The organism is Paenibacillus caui (assembly GCF_019904135.1).
Lineage (GTDB): Bacteria > Bacillota > Bacilli > Paenibacillales > Paenibacillaceae > Fontibacillus > Fontibacillus caui.
Genome location: NZ_JAIOGQ010000013.1, coordinates 63,697 through 89,534, shown reverse-complemented (window position 1 = coordinate 89,534; position 25,838 = coordinate 63,697). Strand labels below are relative to the sequence as shown.

Sequence of the window (25,838 nt, the reverse complement as noted above, 5' to 3'; positions counted from 1 at the left end):
GGTTAATTTCTAGTTACCCTAACCTATTTTCCGCGAAACAAAGCGCCTGCGAGCCCTTGAAAACATGCGGTTTCAAGCCCGCAGACCTTCAGCCCTTCAACTCTTCAGACTTCCAGGCCGCCTCTTGAAGGCGTGTAGTCTTTACCATTTACTTATGAATAAAGGCCCCATTTCATGTTGAAATGGACCCGAAAAATATCACCAGATCAACGAAGGAAGCTTGAACCAGTTCACCGAAAGGGTCACTTTCATTTCATTTGCCCCAAAATCGATGTCCGAGACTTTAATGACGCTTGGCAAATAACGGCCCGGCTTAGCCTCAATTGTCTTGAGCCCAAACATGGACGGAGACATCGTTTTGTTCCGAACCTGCACCGATTCCGGCGTAAGCTTCAGCATCCCCTCGCTGAAGGCCATGGAATAAATTACAGTTGCTTCCCCTCGCAGATATCCCCATCCCGCAATCACATCAGCCGAAAGCTGATTACCGTTTATATGGAAATCAGCCCCCTCAATATTGAACTCCAGTTCCGATCCCGATTCAGCGGCATGCTCCACGATTCTCTTCTTCGCCAGGTTGTTAATCTCTTCCTCGTTTAAAGTGATAACCGGCCGCCTGGTTTCCAGGATACTTTCGAGCTTGTCTTTCCAGTTTACATCCGTATAATCCAGATTCAATGATTTCGTCGGCTTCATATAATACAAGATTCCTGCCAGCGCAATAACAATGACTAGCAGCACGCACAGGGGGATTCCCCATAATAAACGTTTTCTGATCTTGATTTCCCCTTTCCATTTCCAAATTAATGCAGGCAAAAACAGGGCGATGATCTTGCTGTTGGAAAATTTTTTCGCTAAATCTGATTCTTAAGTTTACAATAGAGTTTATTATATAATGCAAACTATCAACCTAAATCAAAGGAGGAACTTTGTTATGAAAAAAATGACAGCCCTTACCGCTGCACTTACTTTAAGCGCAGCGATAGCCGCAACGGCAGCTACAGCAGCAACTGCTGCCTCGTCTGATACGCCTGCGGCTGAAGGTGACGTTGTCACAGGTCAAGTGGTGTCCGCTACAACTGCTACATATGCTACATACAACGGATCACCCATATTTGACGAACCGATTATTGTCTCTGATTTGATCACTGTTGCCCCAGCTCCGCTTGTACTCAGCAAATTCACTTACTTCTGCAAGGAGCCGAAAGGAACGGCCTGGGGAGCTCTCGCACCACAGACTGTCACACCAACAGGCAAAAAGGTCGGTGAATGGGTGGAAATTTACACCTGGCTTGGCACAGCATGGGTATATGCCCCCGGCTATATCCCATATCCATAATACCACAGTCCTGAAGCCTGTCTGTAGCGAAGGTAAATAACCCCGCAAAGCGGGGCTTTCACTTCGATACGGATTCGGTTACTTGGCTTCGGGCCCCGAAAGACCCCGAAACTTATAATTCTTTAGTAGCCAAAAAGGTTCCCGTTCATATTAGAACAGGAACCTTTTTCTTTAGAGCACGCTTCCGCCAAACAATAAGCGGCGCTGCCAGGAGGCGGATACATTATCGATTCGTACTCCGCCCGTGGAAACCGGGTAAGTATGCATCATTTGCCCGTTGCCCAGGTAGATGCCTACGTGAGTAATACGCTCCGCCGCCTTGCCCGGCTCCCTGATAGGCGGCATCCGTCGAGCCTTTTGGTTGTTTGTCAATGAGGTTCGGTTGGAGATGCTGAACAAAATTCTCGGGTTTGCCGCACTCCTATGGGCGATCGCACATAATTTATTTAAAGAAGGGATCTCTTATCCGTAAGGAGGCAGTACATTGGCATATTCGAGTTTCGAAGCAGCATCCCTGTTTGAAAACCGCTTTTGGATGCAGGTATTGGGGGATCACGCAAGGTTTATTTTTGGAGCTCTTGCTTCCAATGAGATTGAGGAAATACGGCAGGCAGAGAGGTTTATTCATATCTTCGACCGTCTATTGGAAACGGCAAGGAATGAGCTATCAGCGCCTTATATAGTTAACCTGAATTCGGCTGCCTATCAGAGAACGCAGGAATTTCGCTCGTTCAACCTGCATTTGCTGAAGCGACGCATTAGCGAGAAGATCGACATCAATATGCCTCCTACATTCCTGAACCATATGGTCAATGAGGCTGAAGAAGCGCTATCTGTCATGAAGTTCCTGCAAGCAGGACAAATTCCGCCGCTGGCTGATGCGCTGCATCACCATTTGGTCTGGCTCCAGGACGCTTACGGTCATGCGGCGGGTATCAACGGCGGGTTGGATTGGCTGGAGAAGAGAACGAAAGAGACGACCGAGAGCTTCGAGAAGCACTTTGAGGAGTTTTATTTGAAAGCCGTGGAGTTGGCCGGTTTTACGAGAACAGGGCTTAGGCATTTTCCGGGACTGGACCGCTTTAACCGCGAGGTGGAACTAGAAATGCTGCTGTTTGAAGAATTCCTGAATGAACTGAAAGAACTGAGGATCACCCAGGAGATTTTGGGCACGCTTATGCCGCTGTTAGCCGATCATATGGCCAGAGAAGAATGCTATTATTTGACGAAGCTATCTTGGGTGTCCGAAGTGAAAGCCCCGAACTGCGATCCAGGCAAGCCGAGAGTTATGAGCCATTTTTCAAGTGAACTGAGAACTTAAAGAGTCATGCATGTCTAAAATTACCCCTCAGGCAAGGACGCTTGCCCCTCTGGCATCAGACTCTTGCTGATGTCTATTTTCCCCGTTGTCCGCCCCTTTAAAAACGTTTAAAATAAGGACAGCCCCTTATCTGAGGAGATGAACGTATGAGTGATAACGAAAGCCGGCAGCCGAAAAAAATTGATCTGGCCGAAGCGGTCCGGCAAAAGCTGCAGCAAAAAAAGCAGCAGCAGGCTGCGAACGGCAAACCGTCTGCTGCTGGGAACCAAACTACAAAAATGCTAAAAAGCCAAAACAACAAGAAACCCAACAACCAGCGACGCCGAACGGGCGGATCATAAGCAGTATATCCATCTCCGGCCGCTTCGCCTGAGGCGGATTGTTCCTCTGATCGCTGTTATCCTCAAATTTTTTGAATCTTCTATGTTGTATAAATTTGAGGATAAAGGCGAACGCTGCGCTTCTGCAGAACAATTCCGCCCCTTTTTCCCTACTTAACAAAACCAAAACAAAGGCTGCCCGTGTTGATATGCTCCCCTTTAAGTAGACAGGTTTAATAAATAAACCGCTACTTGAAGGGGAGTTTTCTTTTTGGCAAAAAAGAATGAATATAACGCTGCTGAGAAATTAGCGATCATAGAAGAGCTAGAAGCCGGTGAAGGTACTCGGGGGGAAGTCTCCCAAAAGTACAACATCAGCGTTAACACGCTAGTGAAATGGCGTCATCGGTATGAGTTGTATGGAATGAAAGGATTGGAAATTCGCATTCGTAATAACCGTTATCCCTCGGAACTGAAGCTTCAAGCTGTCCAGGATTACCTCTCCGGTCAGTATTCACAATATGAAATCATTGATAAATACAAAATTGCAAGCCGTACTCAACTCAAGAGTTGGATCGACAAGTATAATGGTCATAGCAGCTTTAAATCGGTTAACGAGGGAGCAAGAGCTATGACAAAGGGTCGGTCTACCACTTGGCAGGAACGAATCGATATCGTGCTCTATTGTGTGGCGCATGAGCACGACTACCGGAAGACAGCGGATCAGTTTCAAGTCTCCTACAATCAAGTGTACCAGTGGGTTAAGAAGTACGAGAATGGCGGACAGGATGCTTTGCAGGACGGCCGGGGACGCAAGAAAGCAGCGGAAGAGTTAAACGAAGCCGAGCAGCAGAAGCTCGCCATGAAGAAGCTGGAGTATGAAAATGAGCGGCTTAGAGCGGAGAATGCATTCTTAAAAAAGTTACAGGAATTGCAAAGGAGGCGAGTTTGAGCGGGCACCGACAAGCGCATGTATACATGACCATCCAATCGGTTCACGAGGAACGGGGATTTAGCCTGCAAATGCTCTGTGACATTGCACAGGTGCCACGGTCAAGTTATTACAAATGGCGAAACCACAAGCCTAGCCAGCGTGAGCAAGCAAACGAGCAGCTGACACATGCCATGTTGGCCCTCCATGAGCAGGTAGGAGGCATTTACGGTTACCGGCGGCTTACCCTTCATTTGCGTCGTCAAACCAAAATTCAGATTAACCACAAACGTGTGACTCGCCTGATGAAGCTGGCAGGCATCCAATCGGTCATTCGCAGGAAGAGAAAGCGATATGCACGTTCCACTCCCCAACATATTGCCGAGAACCTGTTAAACCGCCAGTTTCACGCCGAAGCGCCAAATGAGAAGTGGGTAACGGATATAACGGAACTCAAATACGGACATGGCCAGAAGGCGTATCTCAGCGCCATACTAGATCTCCACGGCAACAACATTGTTTCTTACGTGCTCGGGCATTCGAACAACAACAAGCTTGTATTTGAAACACTGAACCAGGCGATCCAAGCCGCACCAGACACCACCCCCATGCTTCACAGCGATCGAGGGTTTCAGTACACCTCGCTGGCCTTCAAGAGGCGACTGAAGGCAGCAAGCATTACCCCGAGCATGTCCCGTGTCGGCAGATGCATTGATAACGGGCCCATGGAATCCTTTTGGGGAACGCTGAAATGCGAGAAGTATTATTTGCATACATACAGCACGTTTGAAGAGCTAAAGAAGGACATTGATGCCTACATCCACTTTTACAATAACGAGCGTTTGCAGGCGAAATTAAACGGCCTCAGTCCCATGGAATTCAGGACCAAGGCCGGCTAAACGTTTTACTTATTTGTACTGTCTACTTGACGGGGTGCAGTTCATGTTGGGCAGCCTTCTTCGCATTAGGGGAAGCAAAACATAATCAGTCAAGCACTTCGGCGGGGTACAGTTCCTTGCGCAGATTCTGGATTTCTTCGTTCTCCAGATATTCGTCATAGGACATTACACGGTCAATGATGCCGTTCGGCGTAATTTCGATAATGCGGTTCGCGATCGTCTGTACGAATTGGTGGTCGTGAGACGTAAACAGAATCGTTCCGTCAAAGTCAATCAAGCCGTTATTGAGGGCCGTAATCGACTCGAGATCCAGGTGGTTGGTAGGCTCGTCAAAGATAAGGACGTTTGCCCCGTTAAGCATCATTTTAGCCAGCATGCAGCGAACCTTCTCGCCCCCGGACAGCACGCTTGCCTTCTTGAGCGCCTCTTCGCCCGAGAACAGCATCCGGCCCAGGAAGCCCCGCAGGAACGTCTCGTCCTGATCATTGGAATATTGGCGCAGCCAATCAACCAGATTCAGATCAACGCCGTCAAAATAAGCCGAGTTGTCTTTCGGGAAATAAGCTTGCGACGTCGTGACGCCCCAGTTGTATTCCCCGGAATCCGCCTCAAGCTCGCTCATTATAATCTGGTACAGCGTTGTTTTTGCAAGCCCGTTAGGTCCGACCAAAGCGATCTTGTCTCCTTTGTTTACCACAAAGCTTGCATTGTTCAGTACGGTTTCGCCTTCCACGCTCTTCGAAACGCCGTCAACCGTCAGAAGCTGCTTGCCCGCTTCACGCTCCGCCTTAAAGTGCAGAAACGGATATTTCCGGTTCGACGGACGAATATCGTCCAGCGTAATTTTCTCGAGCTGCTTCTTCCGGGAGGTCGCCTGCTTCGACTTGGAAGCATTGGCGGAGAAGCGCTGAATGAACGTTTGCAGCTCCTTGATCTTCTCTTCCTTTTTCTTGTTCGCCTCGCGCGTCAGCTTGAGCGCAAGCTGGCTGGACTCGTACCAGAAATCGTAGTTGCCCACATAAAGCTGGATTTTGCCGAAATCGATGTCCGCAATATGCGTGCACACCTTGTTCAGGAAGTGACGGTCATGGGATACAACGATAACGGTGCCTTCATAATCGAGCAGGAAGTTCTCGAGCCAGGCGATCGACTCCATATCAAGGTGGTTGGTAGGTTCGTCAAGCAGCAGGTTGTTCGGTGACCCGAACAGCGCCTGCGCCAGCAGCACGCGCACTTTCTCGTTGCCGCTCAGGTCGCGCATCATCTTGTCGTGAAGATCGCGCGAAATGCCCAGGCCAATCAGAAGGGAAGCCGCGTCCGACTCCGCATTCCAGCCGTCCATCTCGGCAAATTCGCCTTCCAGCTCACCTGCGCGCAGACCGTCTTCTTCGGAAAAATCAGGCTTCGCATACAGCGCATCCTTTTCCTTCATAATGCTGTAGAGGCGCTCATGTCCCATGATGACCGTCTCCAGCACCGGAAAATCATCATATTCAAAATGGTTCTGTTTCAGGACCGCCAAGCGTTCCCCGGGAGTCATGTGAACTTCGCCGGAATTCGGCTCGATTTCACCGGACAAAATCTTCAGAAACGTCGATTTCCCGGCGCCGTTAGCTCCAATCAAGCCGTAGCAGTTGCCGGGCGTAAACTTTATATTCACATCTTCAAAAAGTGCCCGTTTTCCATAGCGGAGCGTTACACCACTGGTACTTATCATGAATTAATTACCATCCTTTATATAAAATCACACTACTAGCTTCCTATTATAACATAACCCCTGCCTCATTCGAACCCTTTTACAAGACAGATGCCATAAAAGTATTCGGGTCACTCCCCGGGCAGCCGCAGCGTTTCGCCATGAATCATGACGCGGATGGCTTCTTCGGAGATCCCCCGCTTGATGCGGTCCTGCTCCAGGCGGTCCAGAGCCTCGCGCGCTGTATCATCTGCGAGCCGGAACGTCCCGTAATGCATGGGGACCATCATTTTCGCCTCGACATCGATAAAGGCCTGGACAGCCTCCTCAGGTGTAGTATGCTGCTGGGTCATGAACCATTCCGGTTCGTAGGCGCCGATCGGCAGAAGCGCGACATCGATATCGAACCGGCTGCCGATTTCCTTGAAGCCTTTGAAATAGCCGCTATCGCCTGCAAAATAAATGACCGGCGGTTTCGCTTCCTCCCGCGGCTTCCCGGGTTCCAGCACATATCCGCCCCAATGGGAAGTATTTGCATCGAACGCAGTGCGGCGCGTCCAGTGCTGAGTCGGCACAAAAGAAATGTCTACCCCACGTATATGAAGACGATCCCACCAATTCATCTCTTCACAGCGGCTGAAGCCTTTACGCAGAAGCTTTTGTTTTAGCCCGGCCGGAACAATAATTTGCGTCCCTTCCTGATAAAGGCGCCGGATCGACGAGACATGCATATGATCATAATGCGAGTGGGATATAAGGATCAAATCAATAGGCGGAATATCCTTGATCGCAATGCCTGGAGAGGCGATGCGGCGCTGATGCCCCATTCTGACCGCCCATACCGGATCTGTAACGATATTCAAACCTTCATATTGAATAAAAAAGGTAGAATGTCCGATCCAGGTCAAAGTAGGCAGGGTCCGATTGTTACGCAGGAACTCAAGTTCAGGCGGCTTACTTGGGACAATAAAGGAGTAATCCTTTTTCTTGCACCGGCGTTCTTGCCGCCACTTACGGAACTGTTTAATTGTCTTGTCTGTACTGACATTGTCCAGGTTGCTGTATCGGTGTCTGGCCATGAAAAGGGGCTCCTCCCTTCCGTTATAAAAAGACAGCAATAGTTCGTATGCTTTATTCATTATTTTAACCAATATTATCTCCATTTCAAAACCGTGTACACCCGTGACGCTGGATGACGGCCTCCAAGACACTTTCGGTTAGGACGGCCATAGCCACGCTTGGGACTTCGCCGACAATTGTTGTAGAATAGTCTACAAAGGGAGGATGTGAAAATTCTATGAAAATTACATTTATTGAACCTACGCCAAGCCCTAACACAATGAAGCTGCATCTGGACGAGTCGCTGGCTCCAGGTGTACGCAAAACATATACGCTGGAAAACGAACGCTCGGCCCCGCCTTTTATTGTACAAATGCTGCATATCCCGGGTGTTAAAAGCGTATTCCATACCGCTGATTTTATTGCGCTGGACCGCAAGGGGAATGCGGACTGGTCAGCCATTCTGTCCGCAGTTCAGGAGCAGTTCGGGCAGGAGGGCGTGAATGCCGCCTGGTCGCCCGAGGACAATGAATCTGCAGCCGGACACTACGGGGAAGCTGAGGTTCTCGTCCAGTTTTTCCGGGGAATTCCGATGCAAATCCGGGTCAAATCGGGAGGCCGGGAGGAGCGGATCGGCTTGTCCGAACGTTTTGTAAAAGCCGTAACGGAGGTGGCCGGCGCCACCATGATCAAGGAACGCAAGCTCGTCGATTTCGGCGTCCGCTATGGAGAGCTGGCGGATATTGCGCGTGAGATCGAGCAGGAAATCGAAGCGGCCTTCCCGGAGGAACGGCTGGCTGATATTGTGAAGCAGGCGATTGCCCACGGCCGGAACGAAACCGAATTCGTGGAAGAGCGGCGCGCCTTTGCGCTTGAAGAAGTTCAAGAGCGTATGGCAAGTGAAGACTGGCATGAACGTTATGCCGCTTTGGAAGGCCTGAAGCTGGACGATAACGCGCTGCCACTTCTGGGCCGGGCCCTGCATGATGCCCAGATGCAGATTCGGCGTCTGGCTGTCGTCTATCTCGGTGATCTCCGTACACCGGAGGCCATGACTCTGCTGTATGAGGCCCTGCGCGATTCTTCCGCTGCCGTAAGACGCACCGCAGGCGATACGCTGTCCGATATCGGAGACCCCGCCGCAACGGGGCCGATGATTGAAGCGCTGCGGGATAAGAGCAAGCTCGTGCGCTGGCGGGCGGCGCGGTTCCTCTATGAGGTCGGCGGCGATGATGCCCGGGATGCGCTGCTCGAGGCTGCAGGCGATCCCGAATTCGAAGTTGGCCTTCAGGCCCGCATGGCGCTGGAGCGGATTGACTCCGGCGAGGAAGCGGCCGGAACGGTATGGCAGCAAATGGCCAAGCGGAACCAGGGGTAACTCGGTTTCACAGTATAGCGGGTTCACAGCACATAAAGCATCCACACCTGTATATCGTCTAACAAAGAAAGGAGCGTTCAGCGCGCTTAAACCGCGTTTTGAACGCTCCATTTTTCTATGACAAAGCCTACTCCCTCCACTCAATGCGGACCTTCAAATCACCCGTGCCGTCCAGCGGCTCGCAGGAATAGGTAATATCCGTGATCATCAGCTCATACAGATGGCTCAGATCTTTAAGCAAGCTGGCTTCTTGTCCGGCATAACGGACTGTTGCCGCATGTTCGCCGGCTTTAACGGCCTCGCCTACTTTTTCCATCAAGCCTTCGCTGTCTTTAACGGCCTGATTGTCCCGGTAAAGGTCATAGCCCAGCTCCCGTTCCAGGGCTTTATATAACTCGGCCTTGGAAGAATCGGTCTTCTCAAGCGAAGCAAGGGTCTGGCGATAAACGGCGTCAGCCTGCGGGTAGGATTTGCTCCAGGCGTGGTCTTTGCGAATCTGACGGTCGGAGAGCAGATAATACGAATAATCGATCACATTGTCCGGATTCGGCACAGGGTCGTCCCAAGTCGTGTCAAGGTGATACCACTTGTTTTGCAGGAGCACCAGATTCCAGGCATGCGGCTGCCCTCCCGCTGTTCCTTCCATGATGATATTGTGAATCCCCGCTTCCTTCAATAGCTTGTAGGTGAGCAGCGAATACCCCTGGCAAACCGCCTCACCGGTTGCAAGCCCTTCATACGCGGTATATTTACGCAGGCTCAGATCATACTTCAAATCGCGAACAACAAAGTCATGCACCGCTTTGACTTTCTCATGAGCGTTCATTCCCGGTGTAAGGATCTCCGCCGCAATCTCTTTGACCCGCTGGTTAACATAGGCGGACTGTTCAGCCGATTCCCGGTATACAAATGAGACCGTAACCTGAACCGCCGTGGAACTTCCACGCCATTTGTAGTTGTAACGGTCAATGATATAACGCATGTAGGGATCGTGCTCGATCGAGGAGAGCAGTACCTGATCAAGCATATGCTCAAATTTTTTGATATCTCCCTTGTATTTGAAAGTAACCGTGCTCAGATGGGCCTTAATTGACGTGTCCAACAGCTGTTCAACCTGGTATTTCGAGACAAGTGTCGTCTGTACAGGTTGAATAGGCGCATTGTCTCCAACAGCCCCTGCCGGAGAAGTACCCGCTACGAAAGAACTGATCAGAGCAGCTTTCCAAACCACTGTCCGGAGGCGTTTCATCCTTTTCTCCCCTTTGTCACGGCATGGGCAAGAACCGTCTTCAGCCGATTTATGCCCCGATACACTTGTACCCTGATTGTACCACAGCCGTTCTTACCCGGCAGGTTCTAGTTTTGTCGAGGCAGAACGAACAATTGCCTGCAGACACTATACAAAATACAACAATTTCCTCATAGACCGGATCGCCCCGAGCTAGAAGAAACGAAAGGCGCGATGATTTCAATATAGAAAAAAGGAGCTGTCCTCCAAGCTTGTTTCCGCTTAAAGGTCAACTCCCCGCCTGTTTCTCGTATAAATGCTTAGGCCAGTTCAGCCAGCGCCTTGTCAAACTGGGTTTTGTTCATGCCCATAATCTTATATTCACCGATCAATGTGAGCGGAACGGCCCGAACGCCCATATCCCATACTTGCTGTGCAAATTCGTCATTGGTCTCGATGTTGCGTTCTTCATAAGCAATGCCTTTGTCTGCAAGAAAGCTCTTGACTTGACGGCAGTGCGGACAGTTCGTGCTGGTGTACACAATTACATTTTCCATGGTTCCCATCTCTCCTTCTGATTAAAATGATTTATCCCAGAATAGCAGCCTCATGATGCTCGAGCGATTCAATAAACTTCTCGCAATCGATCGCCGCCATGCAGCCGCTGCCTGCAGCGGTAATCGCTTGGCGGTAACGGGTGTCCTGTACGTCTCCGCAGGCGAATACTCCCGGTACATTCGTTTCGGACGTGCCCGGTTTAACCATAATATACCCGTTCTCATCCGTCGTGATTTGTCCGCCAAGGAAACCGGTATTCGGATGGTGGCCAATCGCTACAAACACGCCGTTTGCGCCGATGATTTCTTCTTCTCCGGTCGCGTTATTGCGGACTTTCAGTCCGGTTACGCCCGAACCGTCCGTCAAAACTTCAAGAGGAGTCCGGTTCAGCGCCCATTCTACCTTCTCGTTGGCGCGAACGCGGTCCTGCATGATCTTCGAAGCCCGAAGCTCGTCTCTGCGGTGAACCAATGTTACTTTGGAAGCAAAGCGGGTAAGGAAGCCGGCTTCCTCAAGCGCGGAATCCCCGCCGCCGACGACAATGATTTCTTTACCCCGGAAAAAGAATCCGTCGCAAGTCGCGCATGTGCTTACGCCGCGGCCAACATTGTCCTCTTCTCCCGGAATGCCCAAGTATTTGGCGCTTGCGCCGGTCGAAATAATGAGCGTTTCGGTTACCAGCTCTCCAAGCCCCTCAACCTGCAGTTTGAACGGTCTGGCGCTCGTATCAACGCTGTTTACCCAGCCTGTGCGGAACTCGGCGCCGAAGCGTTCGGCTTGCTGGCGCATGTTATCCATCAGCTCAGGTCCCATAATTCCTTCCGGGAAGCCAGGAAAGTTCTCGACTTCCGTCGTTGTCGTCAGTTGTCCGCCTGGCTGCGGCCCTTCAATAATCAACGGCTTCAAATTCGCACGAGCCAAATAAATAGCCGCAGTGAGTCCGGCAGGACCCGTTCCAACAATAATAGATTTATACATATCAAATACCTCCCCAAGGCCAAAATAAACAATGAAATCTGTCAAATTCACTAAATCAGTTTCATTCGCTGTATCTATTTATTATTATCTGGCACGGTGAAAATGAAGTCAACATACGTACCGGGAGTATGCCATGAAAGTTAGATGAAGAAATCATGAAGATGAAGGCGATCCGTACCGCAGCAGGCGAAGCCCGTTTAAAATGACCAGAATCGTGCTTCCTTCATGTCCGACCACGCCAAGGGGCAGCGGAATGTTAGCGCCGAAGTTGCCCGCAACCAGCAGAGCTATGACCAGAATAGCAAACGTGATATTCTGCTTCACAATGCGGCGTCCCCGGCGGGACAACGCGATCGCTCCCGCAATCCGGTCGATGTCGTCGTTCATCAGAACGACATCGGACGCTTCCAGTGCCGCTCCGCTGCCCGCTCCCATCCCGATGCCTACGCTAGCGGAAGCCAAAGCCGGCGCGTCATTGACGCCGTCTCCGACCATAACGACGCTGCCGTAGCGCTCGCGGAGCGCCTTGACCTGCTCGGCCTTATCCTGAGGCAGCAGATCGCTGAGCACGATGTCCACTCCGGCTTCGGCTGCAATCGCTTTGGCCGTAGCGGCATGGTCGCCGGTCAGCATCGCGACCTGGATGCCCAGCTTATGGAGGCGGTCGATCGCCGTCTTGGCGACCGGTCTGATTTCATCCCGCAATGCGATCAGACCGACCGTCTGATCGCCGCGAATAATGACGGAAACGGTCTTTCCTTCCGCTTCAAGCCGGCTCAAGCCTTCGCCCCACCAATCCGGCGAAGCGGAAGAAAAGTCCGGCTTGCCGATCTTCCACGGCTCCCCGCCAATTCGGGCCTCCACTCCCCACCCGGCAACGGCTTTCATTTCGGCTGCCGGCCGAAGCGTGAGGCCGCGGCGTCTTGCTTCCGCCACGACGGCTTTGGCGAGAGGATGTGCGGACAACAGCTCGGCCGAGGCTGACATTTGCAGCAGCCTGTCAGGGTCCTCCCCTTCCGCAGCCAGCACATCGGTCACCACCGGTTCGCCCAGTGTCAGCGTACCCGTTTTATCGAAGGCGATCACACGGGTCTCAGCCAAATTTTCCATGTGAACACTGCCTTTAAACAGCACCCCTTTTCGCGCGCTGCTGGAAATGGCCGACAGCATCGCAGGCATGATGGACGCAACAAGCGCACAAGGGGAAGCGACGACGAGAAATACCATCGCTTTATAGAAGGATGCTGCCCATGACCAGCCAAACAGCAGCGGCGAGAACGCAATGAGCAGAACGGTTACCCCAACGACCGTACGGGCATACAGCCCTTCAAAGCGTTCGATGAAACGCTGCGAAGCCGGCACGGCTTCCTGCGCTTCCTCGACCAAGGCAATTATTTTCGCAAAAAGCGTGCTTTCTGCCTTGCTCGAAACTTCTACATACAAAGCGCTCTCGCCATTCAGCGTGCCTGCATAGACGCCGTTCCCTTCCGTTTTGTCCACCGGGATGGATTCCCCGGTAATTGCAGCCTGATTGACCGAAGAAGATCCGCTTTGAATCACGCCGTCGGCAGGAACGATTTCTCCCGGACGAACCAGCACCAGATCCCCGATCTCAAGCTCGTTCACCGCCACACGCTGCATTTGGCCGCCATTCAGGCGCATCGCCGTTTCCGGTCTAAGCGCGATAAGCGATGAGATGCTTTTGCGGCTTTGATCGGTGGCAAATGATTCAAGCGCCCCGCTCAGCGCAAAAATAAAGATCAGCATCGCCCCTTCGTTCCAGTAGCCGATGGAGGCGGCGCCAATGGCGGCGGCGATCATCAGCAAATTGACATCCAGGTCGCGCTCCTTGATGAGGGTTGCGATCCCTTCCTTCGCTTTCGTCCACCCCCCTACGCCATACGCCGTTACATAAAGAATAACGGCAAAGACATGGGACCAGTGGTTCACGCCCCAGCCTGCCAGCATCAAGGCACCGCTGATCAAGGCCTGCAGCATTTCTTTATGTCGAAGCAGCGCCGCAAAAGACATCTTTCGTTTGTTCCGCGGATCCCGCCCTAGGGTCGTCTCACTGACGGAAAGCAGCTTTTTTTCGAGTGCCTGCATTTGTTTGCACGTCCTTTCCGGATTTCATTTCTACTCGCTGAGAATGAGAAACATTTTTATTCCCCTTAAAACAGGACATGCTGCCCCGGGATCCCCCGAAGCAGCATGGTAATGAGAATGATAATCATTTTTTCACTTATACAATATTGTTTACTTGATGAAACTTTTGATGCCATTATATCCCTTCCAGCAGCAAATGTAAATAGGCTGACAGGCTTACAAACTGGCAAAGAACGCATTACACAAAAAACCGTTCCCTCACGAGGAGAAAACGGCTTTAGATGATCGGATTCTGCTATACGTCAAAAGATGCGGCAGCCCTCAGCCTGCTTTAGATAGCAGTAGCCTGAACAGCAGCAGCTTGAATGGCCTGCTCCACATCGTCAATAATGTCGTCAATGGCTTCCGTTCCGTTCCCTTCCGTTCCGACGGACAGGCGGATGAGCTCAGGGCTGACTCCAGCTGCAAGCTGTTCCGCTTCGGACAACTGCAGACCTGACACCATTTGAACAGATTAAACCTACTATTTACATAGGGTTATATCATGATTTTTTACAATCATTCTTCTGATAAAAAAAGCATCCTCCAGCGTGGGCTCAGAGGCGTCCAGTCCTTCCGCCGGGGCGTCATATGCGGCAAAGCGCACGTAAACGGAATGGTCCGCCGGTCTGAAATGAATCATCCGGTCAAGGGGGAGCGCTTTGAAGCAATCGGCGGACACTTCCCCCGTCCACACCTTTAGCGGCAAATTCCGCTTCCAGTTCGCGGCGCTTCCCTCAAAGCAAATGGTTCCGTTTTCGAGCCAAATCACCCTGTCTGCAGCGGCTTCCCATTCATTCAGCTCATGCACGCAGGCCACCACAATTCTTTCGGCCGCATAGCGCACCAGATAAGCAATGATGAGCTTTCTTTCCTCGGCATCCAGTCCGTTCAGCGGCTCATCCAGAAACAGAAACCTGGGCTCGGCCAGCAGCGATTGAGCCAGGGCTATCCGGCGCTGCTGACCCTGCGACAAGCGTCTGATCCGGGTTTTCGCATATTCGCCCAAACGAAAATCGGCGATAATATTGCGAACTGCCGAAGGCGCATAGACACCTTTGAGTTCAGCCAAATAGCGCAGCAATTTTTCCGCAGTCATCCCGCCGTAAAGCTCAATTTCGGAAGGAACATATCCGATCTGGCTTCGAATCAGCGGAAGATGGCTTGCCGCTTCCATTCCCTGATAGGTAATCTTGCCCTTTTCGGGGATGCGGACTGTGGACAAAAGCTCCAGCAAGGTTGTTTTGCCAGCGCCGTTTGCCCCAACAAGCAGCGTGATGCCCGAAAATAGCCGGGACCGGTCTATATTTAAAGTAAAAGAAGGCTTCTGATGTTCCACCTGTTCAATTCGAATCATCCAATTCACCCGCATCACACGCCCATGGCGATAATTTTTCTGCTCCGGCTATAGGAGCCGAGCAGCAGCAGGGCCCCTGCCGCCATCATTGCAGCTTCGGCCGCCAGTCTGATTTGAAACGTGACATGTTCCGGACCCATCATCCCGAACAAGATCCACAGCACATAGAGAACGGCCGCTCCCCCTATCGCCGTACCTATGCCCTTACGAAACAAAAGCTCCATGATGATCCCCGCCGTCAAAAGCGTAATGCCGAGCCATTCCAGCAGGAAAGGACCGAAAGGCAGTCTGGCATCCTCTCCGGCAATCCATATCCGGATTCCCATGATGAGGGAGCTTAGCCCGGCCCAGCCGACGATAAGCGCGATGACGGTAATCATTCGGCTGAATAGAACGAGAAACGGCGGATAGGGAGTAATGCTCTCGATCATCCGCATCCCGGGGTCCCAGGTCCGATAGCTGAACAGGATCGATGCCATCAACATGAGCGGGGTGATTAAAGAAAATAAACTTGCCGGCAAGAGTGGGGACATTGAATCGATTCCGGCCTTCGGATCGATCAGCAGCACCAGCATCAGAAACACCGCCGCTCCCGAAAGCATCAGCGCCTTGTGATTCAGCCTGAATTGATTCGACAGCAGTCTTCCCAAAGAAGGCGGCTTGACCTCCGGATTGAACGTCAGCGCCTTACCGGACGCCTTCTCTCGCAACTGGTCAAACTCCGGCTGCAGCGCCCCGAGAAGAAGCGCCGTCTCTTCGGGTGAAGGAGGCAGCTCCAGGGCTCTTCTAATCGGGTCCCGCAGCTGTGCTTCGAGCACCTTCAGCTCGTTATCGACAGGATGGTTCATGCCAGTTCACCTCGTTTTTTTGGACTTTGACTCTTTCCGGGTCGTTCCATAATTCGCCTGAGCTTTCTCAATCCGCTATACAAATTGGATTTGACCGAGCTCAGCGGAATATCCAGAAGTTCGGCTATTTCCTGAAGCTTCAGATCCTGAAGAAAACGCAGCCGTATAATATTCCCCTGCTGTTCGGGCAGCGAATCCAGGCAGGCGGCAACTTCCGCCGCCATCTCCCGTCGCTCCAGAATGCCTGGCACGTCATGATCCAGGTCGGCGTGCTCCGGCATTTCCCCATGGGCTACAGTCTCGGAACGAAACGCTGCGCTGCGCCAATAATCCCGGCACAAATTCAGGACAACCTTGTAGAGCCAGGGACGAACATGTTCCAGTTCACCATGAAGCCGCAGATGGCGAATGAGCCGGATGAACACTTCCTGAACGATATCCTTCGCTTTCTCACGATCGTTTAATTGTTGGGCCGAATAACTAAGCAGCGGACCGTGATAACGCGTCACCAGCATTTCAAAGGCTTCCTGCTCGCCCTGAACCATTCGCTTCACAAGTTCTTCATCTGTAATCATGCGTCCCTCACTCCTCTCCTCCCGGGCTTGTTAAAGCTTCATTATTCTTCTTCGTCTTTCGCCGTCCATCTTTCCCGCTGCGCAATGAACCAGATGGCCGCCCCCGCCAGCAGCGCCGAGCCTCCAAGCAGCATTACGCGGTTCAGCGGAAAAGAAGCCGTTTTCGGCAAATAGGCCGTATACAGGGTCCAGCGCTCCAGCAACTGGCCGGAAGTGATTGTATCAAGCATAAAGACAGCAGAACCGATCAGCAGACCGGCGAAAATCTTTTTAAACACAATAATTCCGGCCATTGTCAGTGAGATTAACAGCATAATGGCAGGCAGCGTCTGCAAGAGTATACCAAGTGGGCGAGCTGCTGTAACGGAGAACCCCGGTTCTCCCCCCTTCCAGTCATACATTGCGGTCTTTATGCCGCCGTATTTCAAATGATATATGATCATCCAGCCCAGCTCCAGCACAGCCGCTAACAGAATCGAGAAGACCCATTTGCGCAAAGCCATCGCCCGGAGGGAAACGGGATAGGAAGCAACCATTTCCATATCGCCTGAAATTTCACGCTGGAACATTGCGCCCGTAGCGATAATGCTGAGCAAATACAACCCCATTTCGGAAAAATAATAAACGCCACGCGGCCGCTCCGGGCTGCCCGTCAAAATGCCCACAAGCATACTGCCATAGATCAGCAGCAGCACCCAAAACAGCGGCTGACGGCCAACCCGAACATCCATGAACCATCTGGCTGCAAGCGCCCGGGTTTTACTCATTTCCCATCACCTGCTTCCAAACGTCCATCCAGTCTGCGTAGCTGATCGGAGCCGATTTGGCTGTCTCTTCGGTTTCAAGGTCCGGAATTTCGAGGCCCCGCTCGTACATCCGCTTCAGCACCTGCTTGACCTCCTCGTTCCTTCCTCTTTGCAGAGCAGCCTCCACCTGGTCCTTCATCTTCAGTCCGATCTGATCAGGATCGTTGCTTCCGTCATTCAGCCCGTCAAGCATGATGCTTCGCGCCTCTCCCATCCTGATCTGCCGCTCTGTCAAATGCATCTCCTCCCGGTAATAGAGGTACCAAAAGAGTGCTCTCAGAGGTATTCTTACATCGCTCCTCGTATCCTCGATCAAATAATCTCCGGTCCGAACCCCAAGCAGTTGGCGGTTCATCCACCCTTCGGCCCGCTTATTGTCCTCTTGAAAAAACACGCCCGGATCCATGAAAAGGGATGTGCTGCGGTTCGAATTAAACCACCACGAACTCAAATTATAGTGATCTCCGACGAATAGAACTTCCCGGATCGGAGACTGTTCCAAGGAAGGAAGCCACGAATGAAAATAAGCATACTGCCGTTCCCACAACTTCAACTGATCGCGTGCGCTCTTCTCATAGTAAGGAGTCGTAATGACAACAGCCGGAATTGAGCTGCTTCTAACCTCTACCAGTTGGCCGCCGATCAAGTTGACGTTGGCTGCCGCGCTCCCCTCAAAGGTTTGCCCCGAGGCATCCTGCACCGTTTGCGGCAAACTCGAATAAAGCTTTGGTCCAAAGCCTATCGCCCTGAGCCGGAAACGGGACAGGGACACCGTTTTGTTGAAGTAAGTAGGCCCGGCCACGACGGACGACGGCGAGTCCCGAAGATAAACCGGCTGCTTGCCCGGAAGCGGGTACCAACCGATGTATGAAGGAAGCAGGACATTGTGCTCTTTTACAAAGGCGTTATAGAACTCGGAGCCTCTCCTCTTTTGGAAATCCATCAACGTTCCTTCGTAATCAACCGTGACCGAGATGCTTGTTGGAAGCGGTTTGGGAAGGCTAAACCGGATGAAGTCTCCCAAGCGGGTGTAGGAGGTCTCCTTCCCTTGAATGGACACGGACCGGACTTGGAATGCACGATTTAGCGTCAAGTTTATTTCCGTTTGATTGTGCAGAGCGCTCACGGCAATATCCAGCACGGCCGTTCCCTTGAGCAAATCTTTCTTTCCTTTCTCGAGTTTAATGTCATATCCCCTGACGGCAAAAGAAGAGCGGTCCAATCTGGCCTCATCAAAGGTCGGCACATTCGGGTCCAAGAGCTTGCTGTTATAGCTGTCAAAGCGCTCTTTCCAAACTATTCCATACGGGATATAGGCTGCAACAACAAGTAATGCAGCACTTCCGGCAACCAGCAGACTTCGCCTAAAGTGAAAAGTCGGGCGCTGTTTATTGAGCACCGCCGCGCTCGCCGTGAGCAGCAGCAGAACGAAGGACAACACAAAGAGATTGGACAACAATCGTTCCTCGTCCATAATCCGGTACCCCCACAGCTCCTTTTCTCCGCCTATGCCGTTTTCGATAAACAATTGACTAAGATGAAATACTTTGAGCGCATACAGCTGATAGCGGTAAATAATGAACTGCTCCATGAAAAAAGTGCCGAACATCCACGCGCAAAAGCCGATCAAATAGACAACGCGGTTCGGTATGGCAACCGCCAGCAGCATGGCTAGCGCCAGTGTAATGGCATAGGACACTTCATACATCCCTGCAAAATGAAGGGCATGGCCCATATATACCGGGCCGGCAATTCCTTCGCCCGCCGAGAAGCCTGCGAACAGAGCCGCGGCCGCGATGGTAAAAACGGACAAATACGCCATTCCCGCCGTAAATTTGGCAGCAAGCAGCATACCGAAGGACAGAGGCAAGCTCCGGCTCCATTCAAATGATGGGCGGCGGATATCCCTGCGAATCATCAGAATGCCGATCTGGACAGCTATGCCCACCGACAGCGATTGGGCAACGGAATGAAAGGAGTATGCTCTTTCATACAAGTTGGAGAAAGTGCTGCTTGCGGCGGCTTCGAACGTGTACGCAGCCGTCCCGGCAAACAGAAACTGGATCAGCAGCAAGACGGGGCTGCGAAACAGCAATTTAAGCTCAAGCCCGAGCTGACTTTGAAACTTAGTCATGCCTGTCCCCCCCTGCCTTGCGGCCCGTCTGAAGAAGTGCAAGATAACCTTCCTCAAGGCTGGGCGACAGCCCGGCTTTGAAGCGGCCGGCAGCAGCGGCAGCGGCAGGCGGTTCATCGGCCACGATCCGGCAGAGCAGACCCTCTTCCGTACGCTGCGTGGACACAATGGACATCGGGTCCAAAGCGGCATACGCCCGGTCATCGACAAGCAGCTCCCATACCTTTCCCTGCCCGTAGGCGGCAAGATCGGGCTGCTCCCCCGCAAGCAGCAGTTTGCCTTTATCGAGCACCGCGATCTGCCTGCAGTTGCTCTCAATATCGGCTACGATATGAGTCGACAGCAGGACGATGCGTCCCAGGCTGAAACGGGTCAACAAATTGCGGAAGCGGACTCGTTCCTCCGGGTCCAGCCCCGCTGTCGGCTCGTCGACAATAAGAACCTGCGGCGACCCGAGCAGCGCCTGGGCAATCCCGAGCCGCCGCTTCATGCCGCCCGAATAGGTGCGCACCTTTTTGCGCGCCTTATCCTTCAAGTTCACTTCCTCAAGCAGCCTGTCGATCTCCTCTTTACGGCGTCTGCGGTCCCCTATTCCTTTCATCACGCCAACATAATCCAGATAATCGGCTCCCGTCAGCTGGGGATACACCTGAAACTGCTGCGGGAGATAACCGATCATTTGGCGGATCTGTTCGGCATGCCCAAGCGGTTTCCCATTGACCAAAGCGCTGCCGGAGCTTGGGCTTATCAGAGTGGCCAGAATGCGCATCAAGGTCGTCTTCCCGGCTCCGTTCGGACCGAGCAGGCCCACCATTCCTTCCTGAATGGTCAAATTTATATCCTGCAGCGCATACGCTCCGCCACGGTACTTCTTGGACAAATGCTCGATTTGAATCATTGAGTTCCTCTTTTCTCGTTCCTCGTTATTGGACAACTTGAATTTCCCGCGGGTTCATAGCTGAAACGAAATCGGGTCCGAAAAAGTTTGCCCTTCCTTCAAAAAAATCCCGCCCATCCGGGCGGGATCAAAAAAAATGCGGCAGGCCGGCTGCTTGCTTCAATCAGGCCAGGCCATCTGCCTTAATATTCGCTATCGTTACGAAGCCCTTGCGCAATGGCCACGCCGCCGCTGGTGCCGATCCGGGTCGCTCCGGCTTTGATCATCGAAAGCGCGTCTTCCGCGGTTCTTACGCCGCCGGACGCCTTGACGCCGATGCCCGGTCCGACCGTCTTCGCCATCAAGGCGACATCTTCTACGGTCGCCCCGCCTTTGGAGAAGCCCGTCGAGGTCTTGACGAAGTGGGCTCCCGCCGAAACGGACAGGCGGCAGGCCCGCTCTATTTCCTCCTTGGTCAGCAGGCAGGTTTCGATAATCACCTTCACCAGCTTGCCTCCCGCAGCTTTCACCACGCCGTTGATATCGCGTTCAACCAAAGCGTCATCGCCATCCTTGAGAGCGCCGATATTGATGACCATATCGATTTCCCCGGCTCCGTCTTGCACGGCCTGAGCCGTCTCAAACGCCTTGACTTCCGGATGGCATGCTCCCAGCGGGAAGCCAATCACGGTGCAGACCTTCACGTTCGGGGTGTCTTTAAGCGCCTCCGCGGCGGTCTTTACCCAGAACGGATTTACGCACACGGAAGCAAAGCCGTATTCCGCAGCTTCGGCCGCCAGCTTCAGGATGTCCTCCTTGCGGGCTTCCGGCTTCAGAAGGGTATGGTCAATTTTTGAAGCAATTGATGGATTATTCATAGATAAAAAGCCTCCAATGTAATGTTCTGCGGCTGTATGTCCGATCGCTGATATTGCCTTGTTTCCCGGCGGATTGCCGCGAGAGTAGAAGTGCAGTGCCATAGTTCTCTGGCTGCTGTTCCTATCATAGCAAAGGTGGCCTCTTTTTGCATCAGCATGCATCTGGTGATGGAACACCGGATGGCCCGATCCTGTGCACATATGACAATTGTCATCCCAAAGTCATGACAATCATGAATAGGCTTTCCGCCCCCTTTCACCTAAGATTGACTCATGACAATGAAACGGGGTGCAACGTGAAATGAAATCCGTCATTACTATGGAACACGTAATCAAACATTTCAAAGGACATACAGCGGTCAATGATCTGTCCCTGGATATTCAGGAGGGCAGCATCACCGCGCTGCTCGGACCCAACGGAGCCGGAAAAACGACAAGCATCTCCATGATGCTGGGACTTGCGCGCCCGTCAAGCGGCACAGTGACCGTCATGGGCGGAAGCCCGCAGGATACGGCTGTCCGGCAAGCGATTGGGGCGATGCTGCAGGATATCAATGTGATCGACCGGCTTAAAGTGGACGAAACGCTTGACCTGTTCAGAAACTGCTACACACGGCCGCTTTCTCTGAAACATTTGCTGGACATTTCCGGACTGGACGCGGCCCGTCATCAATATGCGAACGCCTTGTCCGGCGGTCAGAAACGAAGGCTGGACTTTGCCCTGGCCATGGCCGGCGACCCCTCCCTGCTGTTTCTGGATGAACCGACAGTAGGCATGGACATAGAGGCTCGCCAGCTGTTCTGGGAGACGATCCGGAAATTGGCGGCTGAAGGGCGCACTATTCTATTGACCACCCACTATCTGGAGGAGGCCGACAGGCTGGCAGACCGGGTGATTGTCATCAACCGGGGACGAAAGATTGCAGACGGTTCTCCGGCCGAAATCAAAGGGCTCCGGGGACAAAAGACGGTCGCTTTCTCCGTCCCTACTGAAGAAGCTGCATCAGGCAGGGCTGCAAATTTGATAAGCACGCTGCAGGACGTGCTGAGCGCCGAGTGGGATGGCAGCAGGGTGACGCTGACCAGTCCCGATACGGACCGGCTTATTTACGAGCTTGTCCGCAGCGGAATCGATATGAGCGAGATCGCGATCGAATCCGGCGGTCTTGCCGATGCCTTTCAATTTTTGATCCAGGGAGATGAACAATGATGATGACCGCCTTAAAAGCCCAATGCAAAGCCGAACTATTAAGGACGATGCGAAACAGACGCTTTCTCCTTTTTTCTCTGCTGATGCCTCTGATCTTCTATTTTATTTTCACAGGGACGTTGGGAGATCATAGGATGGTCGACGGCGTGGAATGGAAAGCGTATTATTTGATGTCGATGACCATATTCGGACTGATCGGCAGCAATGTCATTACCCTCGGCGTAAGATTTGCCCAGGAAAGAACCCAAGGCTGGACTCGCCTGCTGCGAATTTCGCCGCTGCCGCGTTGGTGCTACATCGCATCGAAAATGTTCGCCTGGTCCATGATTAATCTGGGTTCCATTTTGCTCATGTTCATCGTATGTGGACTTGCGAAGGGCATTCGCCTTCCGGCGTACGAGTGGATCGGCTGCGGGCTCTGGATCTGGATCGGCCCTCTCCCGTTCATGGCGCTCGGCATTCTGATCGGCATGCTGAAATCAGCGGAGGTTGTCCAGATCGTCGGCAATCTTGTATACATGTCGATGTCTGTGCTGGGTGGACTGTGGATGCCTCTTTCAACCATGCCTGATCTCATTCAGAAAACAGCCCGCTTTCTCCCCTCCTACCGGTTCGGACAAGGTGCCTGGAGCATACTGGGGGGACATTTGCTGGGCGTGGCTGGGACGGTTATTTTGGCTGCTTATACGCTCGTGTTTATGGTATTATCAGCCTATATTCTAAAACGACAGGAAGCGGTATAGTTGCCTGACCCAAGTTCCACCATGTCACGAAAGCTGAATATAGTTCCCTTCGTATTTCTGGTCTACTTGACTTCTCCGGTCATCGCATTGCTGCAGGAGCCTCCTGCAGTCAAGCTGCCGGGCCTCTGCTTGCTGGCCGTCTTTGCCTTTTGCTATGTGCACGGATTTCTTGTGCCCAGATTTCGTTTTGCCAACATGCTGATTCTGGTGGCGATATTCAGCTACTTAAGTTTAGTGAGCGATCCATACATGATGCTTATGGGGTTCTTCTCGGCTGCCTTGCTCAGCCAGATGCCTTCAGGCAAGCTGCTCTGGCTGGCCAACCTTGTTGAAATTGCGGCGTTTATCGTGATCATTCTCGGGACAGACCGGCAATTCATGATCAGCAACTGGCCTGCTTTATTACCGCCGTTTATTGTTATTGTATTATTTCCGTTTGGCCTGCGGATTTTTCAAAAATCCAGGGTGCTGAAAGAACAGCTGTCGATTGCCAAGGAAGAAATCGCCCGCCTCAGCAAAATCGAGGAACGCCAGCGCATTTCCCGGGATTTGCACGATACGCTGGGCCACACCCTTTCGCTCATAACGCTAAAAAGCGAACTCGCGGAGAAGCTTGTTCCGAAGGCCCCGGAGAGGGCCGTCCTTGAAATCAAAGATGTGCAGAAGGCCGCAAGAGCCGCGCTCCAGCAGGTTCGGGAGCTGGTGGCAGATATGCGTTCCATGTCTGTGAAAGATGAGTTTCCGGGCATAAAGGAAATGCTGAGTGCAGCGGGGATCGCGCTTACCTTGAAAGATGACGGCGAGATCAGCAAGGCTCCTCCCCTGACGCAAAATATTCTGGGCTTGTGTCTTAAAGAAGCGATCAACAACGTGGTGAAACACAGCGGTGCCACGGAATGCGATATAACATTGAGGCAATCTCCCCAGGAATGGAGACTGACTGTCTCGGACAATGGACATGGCAGCATTTCTAAAGGAAGCGGCAGCACAGAAACCGTTACAGAAGACGCCGTACCCATTAGAAAACCATTTTCTTCAACGGGAAGGGGGCTGCTGGGCATGCAGGAGAGACTGAAGCTGATTCAGGGAAAGCTCGTCTTTACAAGCCTCCCCGATCAAGGCTCAACGCTAGAAATACGGATCCCCCGGGTGTTAAAAGAACAAATCGATTAGGAGGTTTGGTACCGATGAGAGTAGTCATTGCAGAGGATCAGGCTATGCTTCGGGGCGCAATGGCGGCCCTGCTTGATCTGGAGGAAGATATTGAAGTCGTCGGGCAGGCGGAGAACGGAAATCAGGCGCTTGAAATGGTGCTGTCGCTGACTCCCGACATTTGCCTGCTTGATATTGAAATGCCTGAAAAGAGCGGTTTGGAGGTTGCCGAAAGGCTGCTCGAAATGAAGCATCCCAGCCATGTCATTATCGTAACGACCTTCTCAAGAGCAGGCTATTTCCAGCGGGCGATGCGATCGGGGGTAAAAGGGTATTTGTTAAAAGACTCCCCGGTGGACGAGCTGAGCAACGCCATGCGGAGAGTCTATAAAGGCGGAAGGGCAGTCAGCCCGGAGCTCTCCATGACCTTTTGGGAAGTGGAAAATCCGCTTACGGAACGGGAGCAAGAAGTATTGAAGCTGCTTTCGCAAGGACTGTCCGTCAAAGAAATTGCTGACACGATTCACTTGTCCTACGGAACGGTACGCAACTACGTTTCCGAAATTCTGCAGAAGCTCGAAGCGAAAAACCGCATTGACGCTCTGTCCATTGCTGAAAAAATGGGATGGACTTAAAATTGCAGACTAATAAAGGCTTGAGATCCGGACATTTGAAGGCAGCTTGTAAGGATTTTCTTTATTAATGTGATCGTAGAACATAATCCCATTCAAATGATCGATTTCGTGCTGTATAATGATAGAGCCAAATCCCCGAAACCGCATTTTGACCTCTTGGCCTTCCCGGTTCCAAGCCTTGACCTGAACCCTTTCATATCTCGGCACAAACCCCTGAACGATGCGATCTACTGACAAACAGCCTTCGCTTTCCGGCAAATAGGTCATCGCTTCCGAATGGCTCACGATCTTTGGATTGAACAGAGCCAGTTCCCTCATTTCCCCGGAATCGTCCATGAAATAGGCAGCAAACATCCGTTTGTTGAGCCCAACCTGATTGGCGGATATTCCGACGCCTGCCCGAAGCTTGTATTTTCGCGCCAGCTCTTCGTTCTGGCTGTTCTTCAGAAACAACATCATGGCATCCATTTCAGCAACATCATCTTCTGTAGGCGGAATGCTGACCGGCTCCGTTACCGTCCGTAATATCGGATCCCCTTCGCGAATAATGTCATCCATCGTAATAATATAATCACTTGAAAATTTCATAGAGAAATACTTCATCCACCTTTACAGTTGTTTGCGGTATTTTGCTAATGCCTTCCGCTTTCTATTATTTTAGAACGCTTATAAATTAGCATTTTCAGGGCCTTCTTGTCAAAAAATGTTATGAATACTCCCGCCACTTACCTCGACTAACGCTTCGGTTAAAGTGGGGGTTTCTGGTGTGTC

General features: G+C 52.0%; 27 protein-coding genes. 10 read left to right on the top strand and 17 right to left on the bottom strand.

The window, feature by feature from the left end:
* Nucleotides 1-198 precede the first annotated feature (198 nt).
* Entirely contained in the window at nt 199-741 is a 543-nt protein-coding gene (locus K7397_RS09830; RefSeq protein WP_223067775.1) for a hypothetical protein, read from the bottom strand.
* 193 nt (nt 742-934) lie between these two features.
* Here K7397_RS09830 and K7397_RS09825 point away from each other — a divergent pair, with 193 nt between their 5' ends.
* Entirely contained in the window at nt 935-1,339 is a 405-nt protein-coding gene (locus K7397_RS09825; protein WP_223067774.1) for a hypothetical protein, read from the top strand.
* A gap of 171 nt (nt 1,340-1,510) precedes the next feature.
* Here K7397_RS09825 and K7397_RS09820 read toward each other — a convergent pair whose 3' ends face one another.
* Nucleotides 1,511-1,684 (bottom strand): NlpC/P60 family protein, encoded by a 174-nt coding sequence (locus K7397_RS09820; protein ID WP_223067773.1) that lies wholly within the window; start codon nt 1,682-1,684, stop codon nt 1,511-1,513.
* A gap of 139 nt (nt 1,685-1,823) precedes the next feature.
* Between K7397_RS09820 and K7397_RS09815 the strand changes: the two genes are divergently transcribed.
* From K7397_RS09815 to K7397_RS09800, 4 genes are all read left to right on the top strand, one after another.
* Nucleotides 1,824-2,660, top strand: coding sequence for a DUF2935 domain-containing protein (locus K7397_RS09815; RefSeq protein ID WP_223067772.1), 837 nt, complete (start codon nt 1,824-1,826; stop codon nt 2,658-2,660).
* 146 nt (nt 2,661-2,806) lie between these two features.
* Entirely contained in the window at nt 2,807-3,001 is a 195-nt protein-coding gene (locus tag K7397_RS09810) for a hypothetical protein (protein ID WP_223067771.1), read from the top strand.
* Between the two features lie 250 nt (nt 3,002-3,251).
* Nucleotides 3,252-3,932, top strand: a complete 681-nt coding sequence (locus tag K7397_RS09805) for a helix-turn-helix domain-containing protein (protein WP_223067770.1) — start codon at nt 3,252-3,254, stop codon at nt 3,930-3,932.
* The gene (locus K7397_RS09800; RefSeq protein ID WP_223067769.1) at nt 3,929-4,810 is read left to right on the top strand and encodes an IS3 family transposase; all 882 of its coding nucleotides are present in this window, start codon (nt 3,929-3,931) and stop codon (nt 4,808-4,810) included. The genes K7397_RS09805 and K7397_RS09800 overlap by 4 nt, the downstream gene beginning before the upstream one ends.
* A gap of 85 nt (nt 4,811-4,895) precedes the next feature.
* On the opposite strand, the gene K7397_RS09795 is transcribed toward K7397_RS09800, so the two are convergent.
* Together K7397_RS09795 and K7397_RS09790 are read right to left on the bottom strand one after the other, a co-directional pair.
* Nucleotides 4,896-6,527 carry an ABC-F family ATP-binding cassette domain-containing protein gene (locus tag K7397_RS09795; RefSeq protein WP_223067768.1) on the bottom strand — a complete coding sequence of 544 codons (1,632 nt, stop codon included), beginning with the start codon at nt 6,525-6,527 and terminating at the stop codon, nt 4,896-4,898.
* A 110-nt stretch (nt 6,528-6,637) separates the two neighbouring features.
* Nucleotides 6,638-7,585 (bottom strand): MBL fold metallo-hydrolase, encoded by a 948-nt coding sequence (locus K7397_RS09790; protein WP_223067767.1) that lies wholly within the window; start codon nt 7,583-7,585, stop codon nt 6,638-6,640.
* Nucleotides 7,586-7,803: 218 nt separating this feature from the next.
* On the opposite strand from K7397_RS09790, the gene K7397_RS09785 reads away from it, so the two are divergent.
* Nucleotides 7,804-8,943: a conserved virulence factor C family protein gene (locus tag K7397_RS09785; protein WP_223067766.1), complete on the top strand. Its 1,140-nt coding sequence runs from the start codon at nt 7,804-7,806 to the stop codon at nt 8,941-8,943.
* Nucleotides 8,944-9,070: 127 nt separating this feature from the next.
* Here the strand turns inward: K7397_RS09785 and K7397_RS09780 are convergent, their stop codons facing one another.
* From K7397_RS09780 to deoC, 12 genes are all read right to left on the bottom strand, one after another.
* Entirely contained in the window at nt 9,071-10,192 is a 1,122-nt protein-coding gene (locus K7397_RS09780; RefSeq protein WP_223067765.1) for a transglutaminase domain-containing protein, read from the bottom strand.
* A gap of 299 nt (nt 10,193-10,491) precedes the next feature.
* A complete protein-coding gene (locus tag K7397_RS09775; RefSeq protein ID WP_223067764.1) occupies nt 10,492-10,728 on the bottom strand; it encodes a glutaredoxin family protein in 237 nt (78 codons plus the stop codon).
* 31 nt (nt 10,729-10,759) lie between these two features.
* Entirely contained in the window at nt 10,760-11,707 is a 948-nt protein-coding gene (gene trxB / locus K7397_RS09770; RefSeq protein WP_223067763.1) for a thioredoxin-disulfide reductase, read from the bottom strand.
* Between the two features lie 153 nt (nt 11,708-11,860).
* A complete protein-coding gene (locus tag K7397_RS09765; protein ID WP_223067762.1) occupies nt 11,861-13,813 on the bottom strand; it encodes a heavy metal translocating P-type ATPase in 1,953 nt (650 codons plus the stop codon).
* A 331-nt stretch (nt 13,814-14,144) separates the two neighbouring features.
* Entirely contained in the window at nt 14,145-14,318 is a 174-nt protein-coding gene (locus K7397_RS09760; protein ID WP_337926704.1) for a hypothetical protein, read from the bottom strand.
* A gap of 18 nt (nt 14,319-14,336) precedes the next feature.
* Complete coding sequence (locus K7397_RS09755; protein ID WP_223067761.1) at nt 14,337-15,209, bottom strand: ATP-binding cassette domain-containing protein; 873 nt, start codon at nt 15,207-15,209, stop codon at nt 14,337-14,339.
* A gap of 14 nt (nt 15,210-15,223) precedes the next feature.
* The gene (locus tag K7397_RS09750) at nt 15,224-16,057 is read right to left on the bottom strand and encodes a hypothetical protein (RefSeq protein WP_223067760.1); all 834 of its coding nucleotides are present in this window, start codon (nt 16,055-16,057) and stop codon (nt 15,224-15,226) included.
* Nucleotides 16,054-16,632 carry an RNA polymerase sigma factor gene (locus K7397_RS09745; protein WP_223067759.1) on the bottom strand — a complete coding sequence of 193 codons (579 nt, stop codon included), beginning with the start codon at nt 16,630-16,632 and terminating at the stop codon, nt 16,054-16,056. Before K7397_RS09745 ends, K7397_RS09750 begins: the two co-directional genes overlap by 4 nt.
* A 41-nt stretch (nt 16,633-16,673) precedes the next feature.
* A complete protein-coding gene (locus tag K7397_RS09740; RefSeq protein ID WP_223067758.1) occupies nt 16,674-17,399 on the bottom strand; it encodes a hypothetical protein in 726 nt (241 codons plus the stop codon).
* Complete coding sequence (locus K7397_RS09735; RefSeq protein ID WP_223067757.1) at nt 17,392-19,572, bottom strand: ABC transporter permease; 2,181 nt, start codon at nt 19,570-19,572, stop codon at nt 17,392-17,394. The genes K7397_RS09740 and K7397_RS09735 overlap by 8 nt, the downstream gene beginning before the upstream one ends.
* Complete coding sequence (locus K7397_RS09730; protein WP_223067756.1) at nt 19,565-20,470, bottom strand: ABC transporter ATP-binding protein; 906 nt, start codon at nt 20,468-20,470, stop codon at nt 19,565-19,567. The genes K7397_RS09735 and K7397_RS09730 overlap by 8 nt, the downstream gene beginning before the upstream one ends.
* Before the next feature lie 182 nt (nt 20,471-20,652).
* Nucleotides 20,653-21,327, bottom strand: a complete 675-nt coding sequence (gene deoC / locus K7397_RS09725; RefSeq protein ID WP_223067755.1) for a deoxyribose-phosphate aldolase — start codon at nt 21,325-21,327, stop codon at nt 20,653-20,655.
* 301 nt (nt 21,328-21,628) lie between these two features.
* Here deoC and K7397_RS09720 point away from each other — a divergent pair, with 301 nt between their 5' ends.
* Genes K7397_RS09720 through K7397_RS09705 form a run of 4 tightly spaced genes read left to right on the top strand, consistent with a single transcriptional unit; the run spans nt 21,629 to nt 25,067 of the window.
* Nucleotides 21,629-22,537 carry an ABC transporter ATP-binding protein gene (locus tag K7397_RS09720; protein ID WP_223067754.1) on the top strand — a complete coding sequence of 303 codons (909 nt, stop codon included), beginning with the start codon at nt 21,629-21,631 and terminating at the stop codon, nt 22,535-22,537.
* Nucleotides 22,534-23,280, top strand: coding sequence for an ABC transporter permease (locus K7397_RS09715; protein WP_223067753.1), 747 nt, complete (start codon nt 22,534-22,536; stop codon nt 23,278-23,280). Before K7397_RS09720 ends, K7397_RS09715 begins: the two co-directional genes overlap by 4 nt.
* Nucleotides 23,281-24,453 carry a sensor histidine kinase gene (locus K7397_RS09710; protein WP_223067752.1) on the top strand — a complete coding sequence of 391 codons (1,173 nt, stop codon included), beginning with the start codon at nt 23,281-23,283 and terminating at the stop codon, nt 24,451-24,453.
* Between the two features lie 14 nt (nt 24,454-24,467).
* On the top strand, nt 24,468-25,067 hold the full coding sequence (locus K7397_RS09705) for a response regulator transcription factor (protein WP_223067751.1): 600 nt from the start codon (nt 24,468-24,470) through the stop codon (nt 25,065-25,067).
* Between the two features lie 9 nt (nt 25,068-25,076).
* Here the strand turns inward: K7397_RS09705 and def are convergent, their stop codons facing one another.
* A complete protein-coding gene (gene def, locus K7397_RS09700) occupies nt 25,077-25,655 on the bottom strand; it encodes a peptide deformylase (RefSeq protein WP_237690815.1) in 579 nt (192 codons plus the stop codon).
* Nucleotides 25,656-25,838 lie beyond the last annotated feature (183 nt).

What these genes read in the sequence shown, in the direction of transcription:
- K7397_RS09795 (WP_223067768.1), bottom strand. Translation starts at nt 6,527, where the DNA reads ATGATAAGTACCAGTGGTGTAACGCTCCGCTATGGAAAACGGGCACTT.
- deoC (WP_223067755.1), bottom strand. Translation starts at nt 21,327, where the DNA reads ATGAATAATCCATCAATTGCTTCAAAAATTGACCATACCCTTCTGAAG.
- K7397_RS09745 (WP_223067759.1), bottom strand. Translation starts at nt 16,632, where the DNA reads ATGATTACAGATGAAGAACTTGTGAAGCGAATGGTTCAGGGCGAGCAG.
- K7397_RS09740 (WP_223067758.1), bottom strand. Translation starts at nt 17,399, where the DNA reads ATGAGTAAAACCCGGGCGCTTGCAGCCAGATGGTTCATGGATGTTCGG.
- K7397_RS09810 (WP_223067771.1), top strand. Translation starts at nt 2,807, where the DNA reads ATGAGTGATAACGAAAGCCGGCAGCCGAAAAAAATTGATCTGGCCGAA.
- K7397_RS09825 (WP_223067774.1), top strand. Translation starts at nt 935, where the DNA reads ATGAAAAAAATGACAGCCCTTACCGCTGCACTTACTTTAAGCGCAGCG.
- K7397_RS09820 (WP_223067773.1), bottom strand. Translation starts at nt 1,684, where the DNA reads ATGCCGCCTATCAGGGAGCCGGGCAAGGCGGCGGAGCGTATTACTCAC.
- K7397_RS09765 (WP_223067762.1), bottom strand. Translation starts at nt 13,813, where the DNA reads ATGCAGGCACTCGAAAAAAAGCTGCTTTCCGTCAGTGAGACGACCCTA.
- K7397_RS09705 (WP_223067751.1), top strand. Translation starts at nt 24,468, where the DNA reads ATGAGAGTAGTCATTGCAGAGGATCAGGCTATGCTTCGGGGCGCAATG.
- K7397_RS09755 (WP_223067761.1), bottom strand. Translation starts at nt 15,209, where the DNA reads ATGATTCGAATTGAACAGGTGGAACATCAGAAGCCTTCTTTTACTTTA.
- K7397_RS09760 (WP_337926704.1), bottom strand. Translation starts at nt 14,318, where the DNA reads ATGGTGTCAGGTCTGCAGTTGTCCGAAGCGGAACAGCTTGCAGCTGGA.
- K7397_RS09735 (WP_223067757.1), bottom strand. Translation starts at nt 19,572, where the DNA reads ATGACTAAGTTTCAAAGTCAGCTCGGGCTTGAGCTTAAATTGCTGTTT.
- K7397_RS09775 (WP_223067764.1), bottom strand. Translation starts at nt 10,728, where the DNA reads ATGGAAAATGTAATTGTGTACACCAGCACGAACTGTCCGCACTGCCGT.
- trxB (WP_223067763.1), bottom strand. Translation starts at nt 11,707, where the DNA reads ATGTATAAATCTATTATTGTTGGAACGGGTCCTGCCGGACTCACTGCG.
- K7397_RS09730 (WP_223067756.1), bottom strand. Translation starts at nt 20,470, where the DNA reads ATGATTCAAATCGAGCATTTGTCCAAGAAGTACCGTGGCGGAGCGTAT.
- K7397_RS09715 (WP_223067753.1), top strand. Translation starts at nt 22,534, where the DNA reads ATGATGATGACCGCCTTAAAAGCCCAATGCAAAGCCGAACTATTAAGG.
- K7397_RS09785 (WP_223067766.1), top strand. Translation starts at nt 7,804, where the DNA reads ATGAAAATTACATTTATTGAACCTACGCCAAGCCCTAACACAATGAAG.
- K7397_RS09750 (WP_223067760.1), bottom strand. Translation starts at nt 16,057, where the DNA reads ATGAACCATCCTGTCGATAACGAGCTGAAGGTGCTCGAAGCACAGCTG.
- K7397_RS09780 (WP_223067765.1), bottom strand. Translation starts at nt 10,192, where the DNA reads ATGAAACGCCTCCGGACAGTGGTTTGGAAAGCTGCTCTGATCAGTTCT.
- K7397_RS09720 (WP_223067754.1), top strand. Translation starts at nt 21,629, where the DNA reads ATGAAATCCGTCATTACTATGGAACACGTAATCAAACATTTCAAAGGA.
- def (WP_237690815.1), bottom strand. Translation starts at nt 25,655, where the DNA reads ATGAAATTTTCAAGTGATTATATTATTACGATGGATGACATTATTCGC.
- K7397_RS09790 (WP_223067767.1), bottom strand. Translation starts at nt 7,585, where the DNA reads ATGGCCAGACACCGATACAGCAACCTGGACAATGTCAGTACAGACAAG.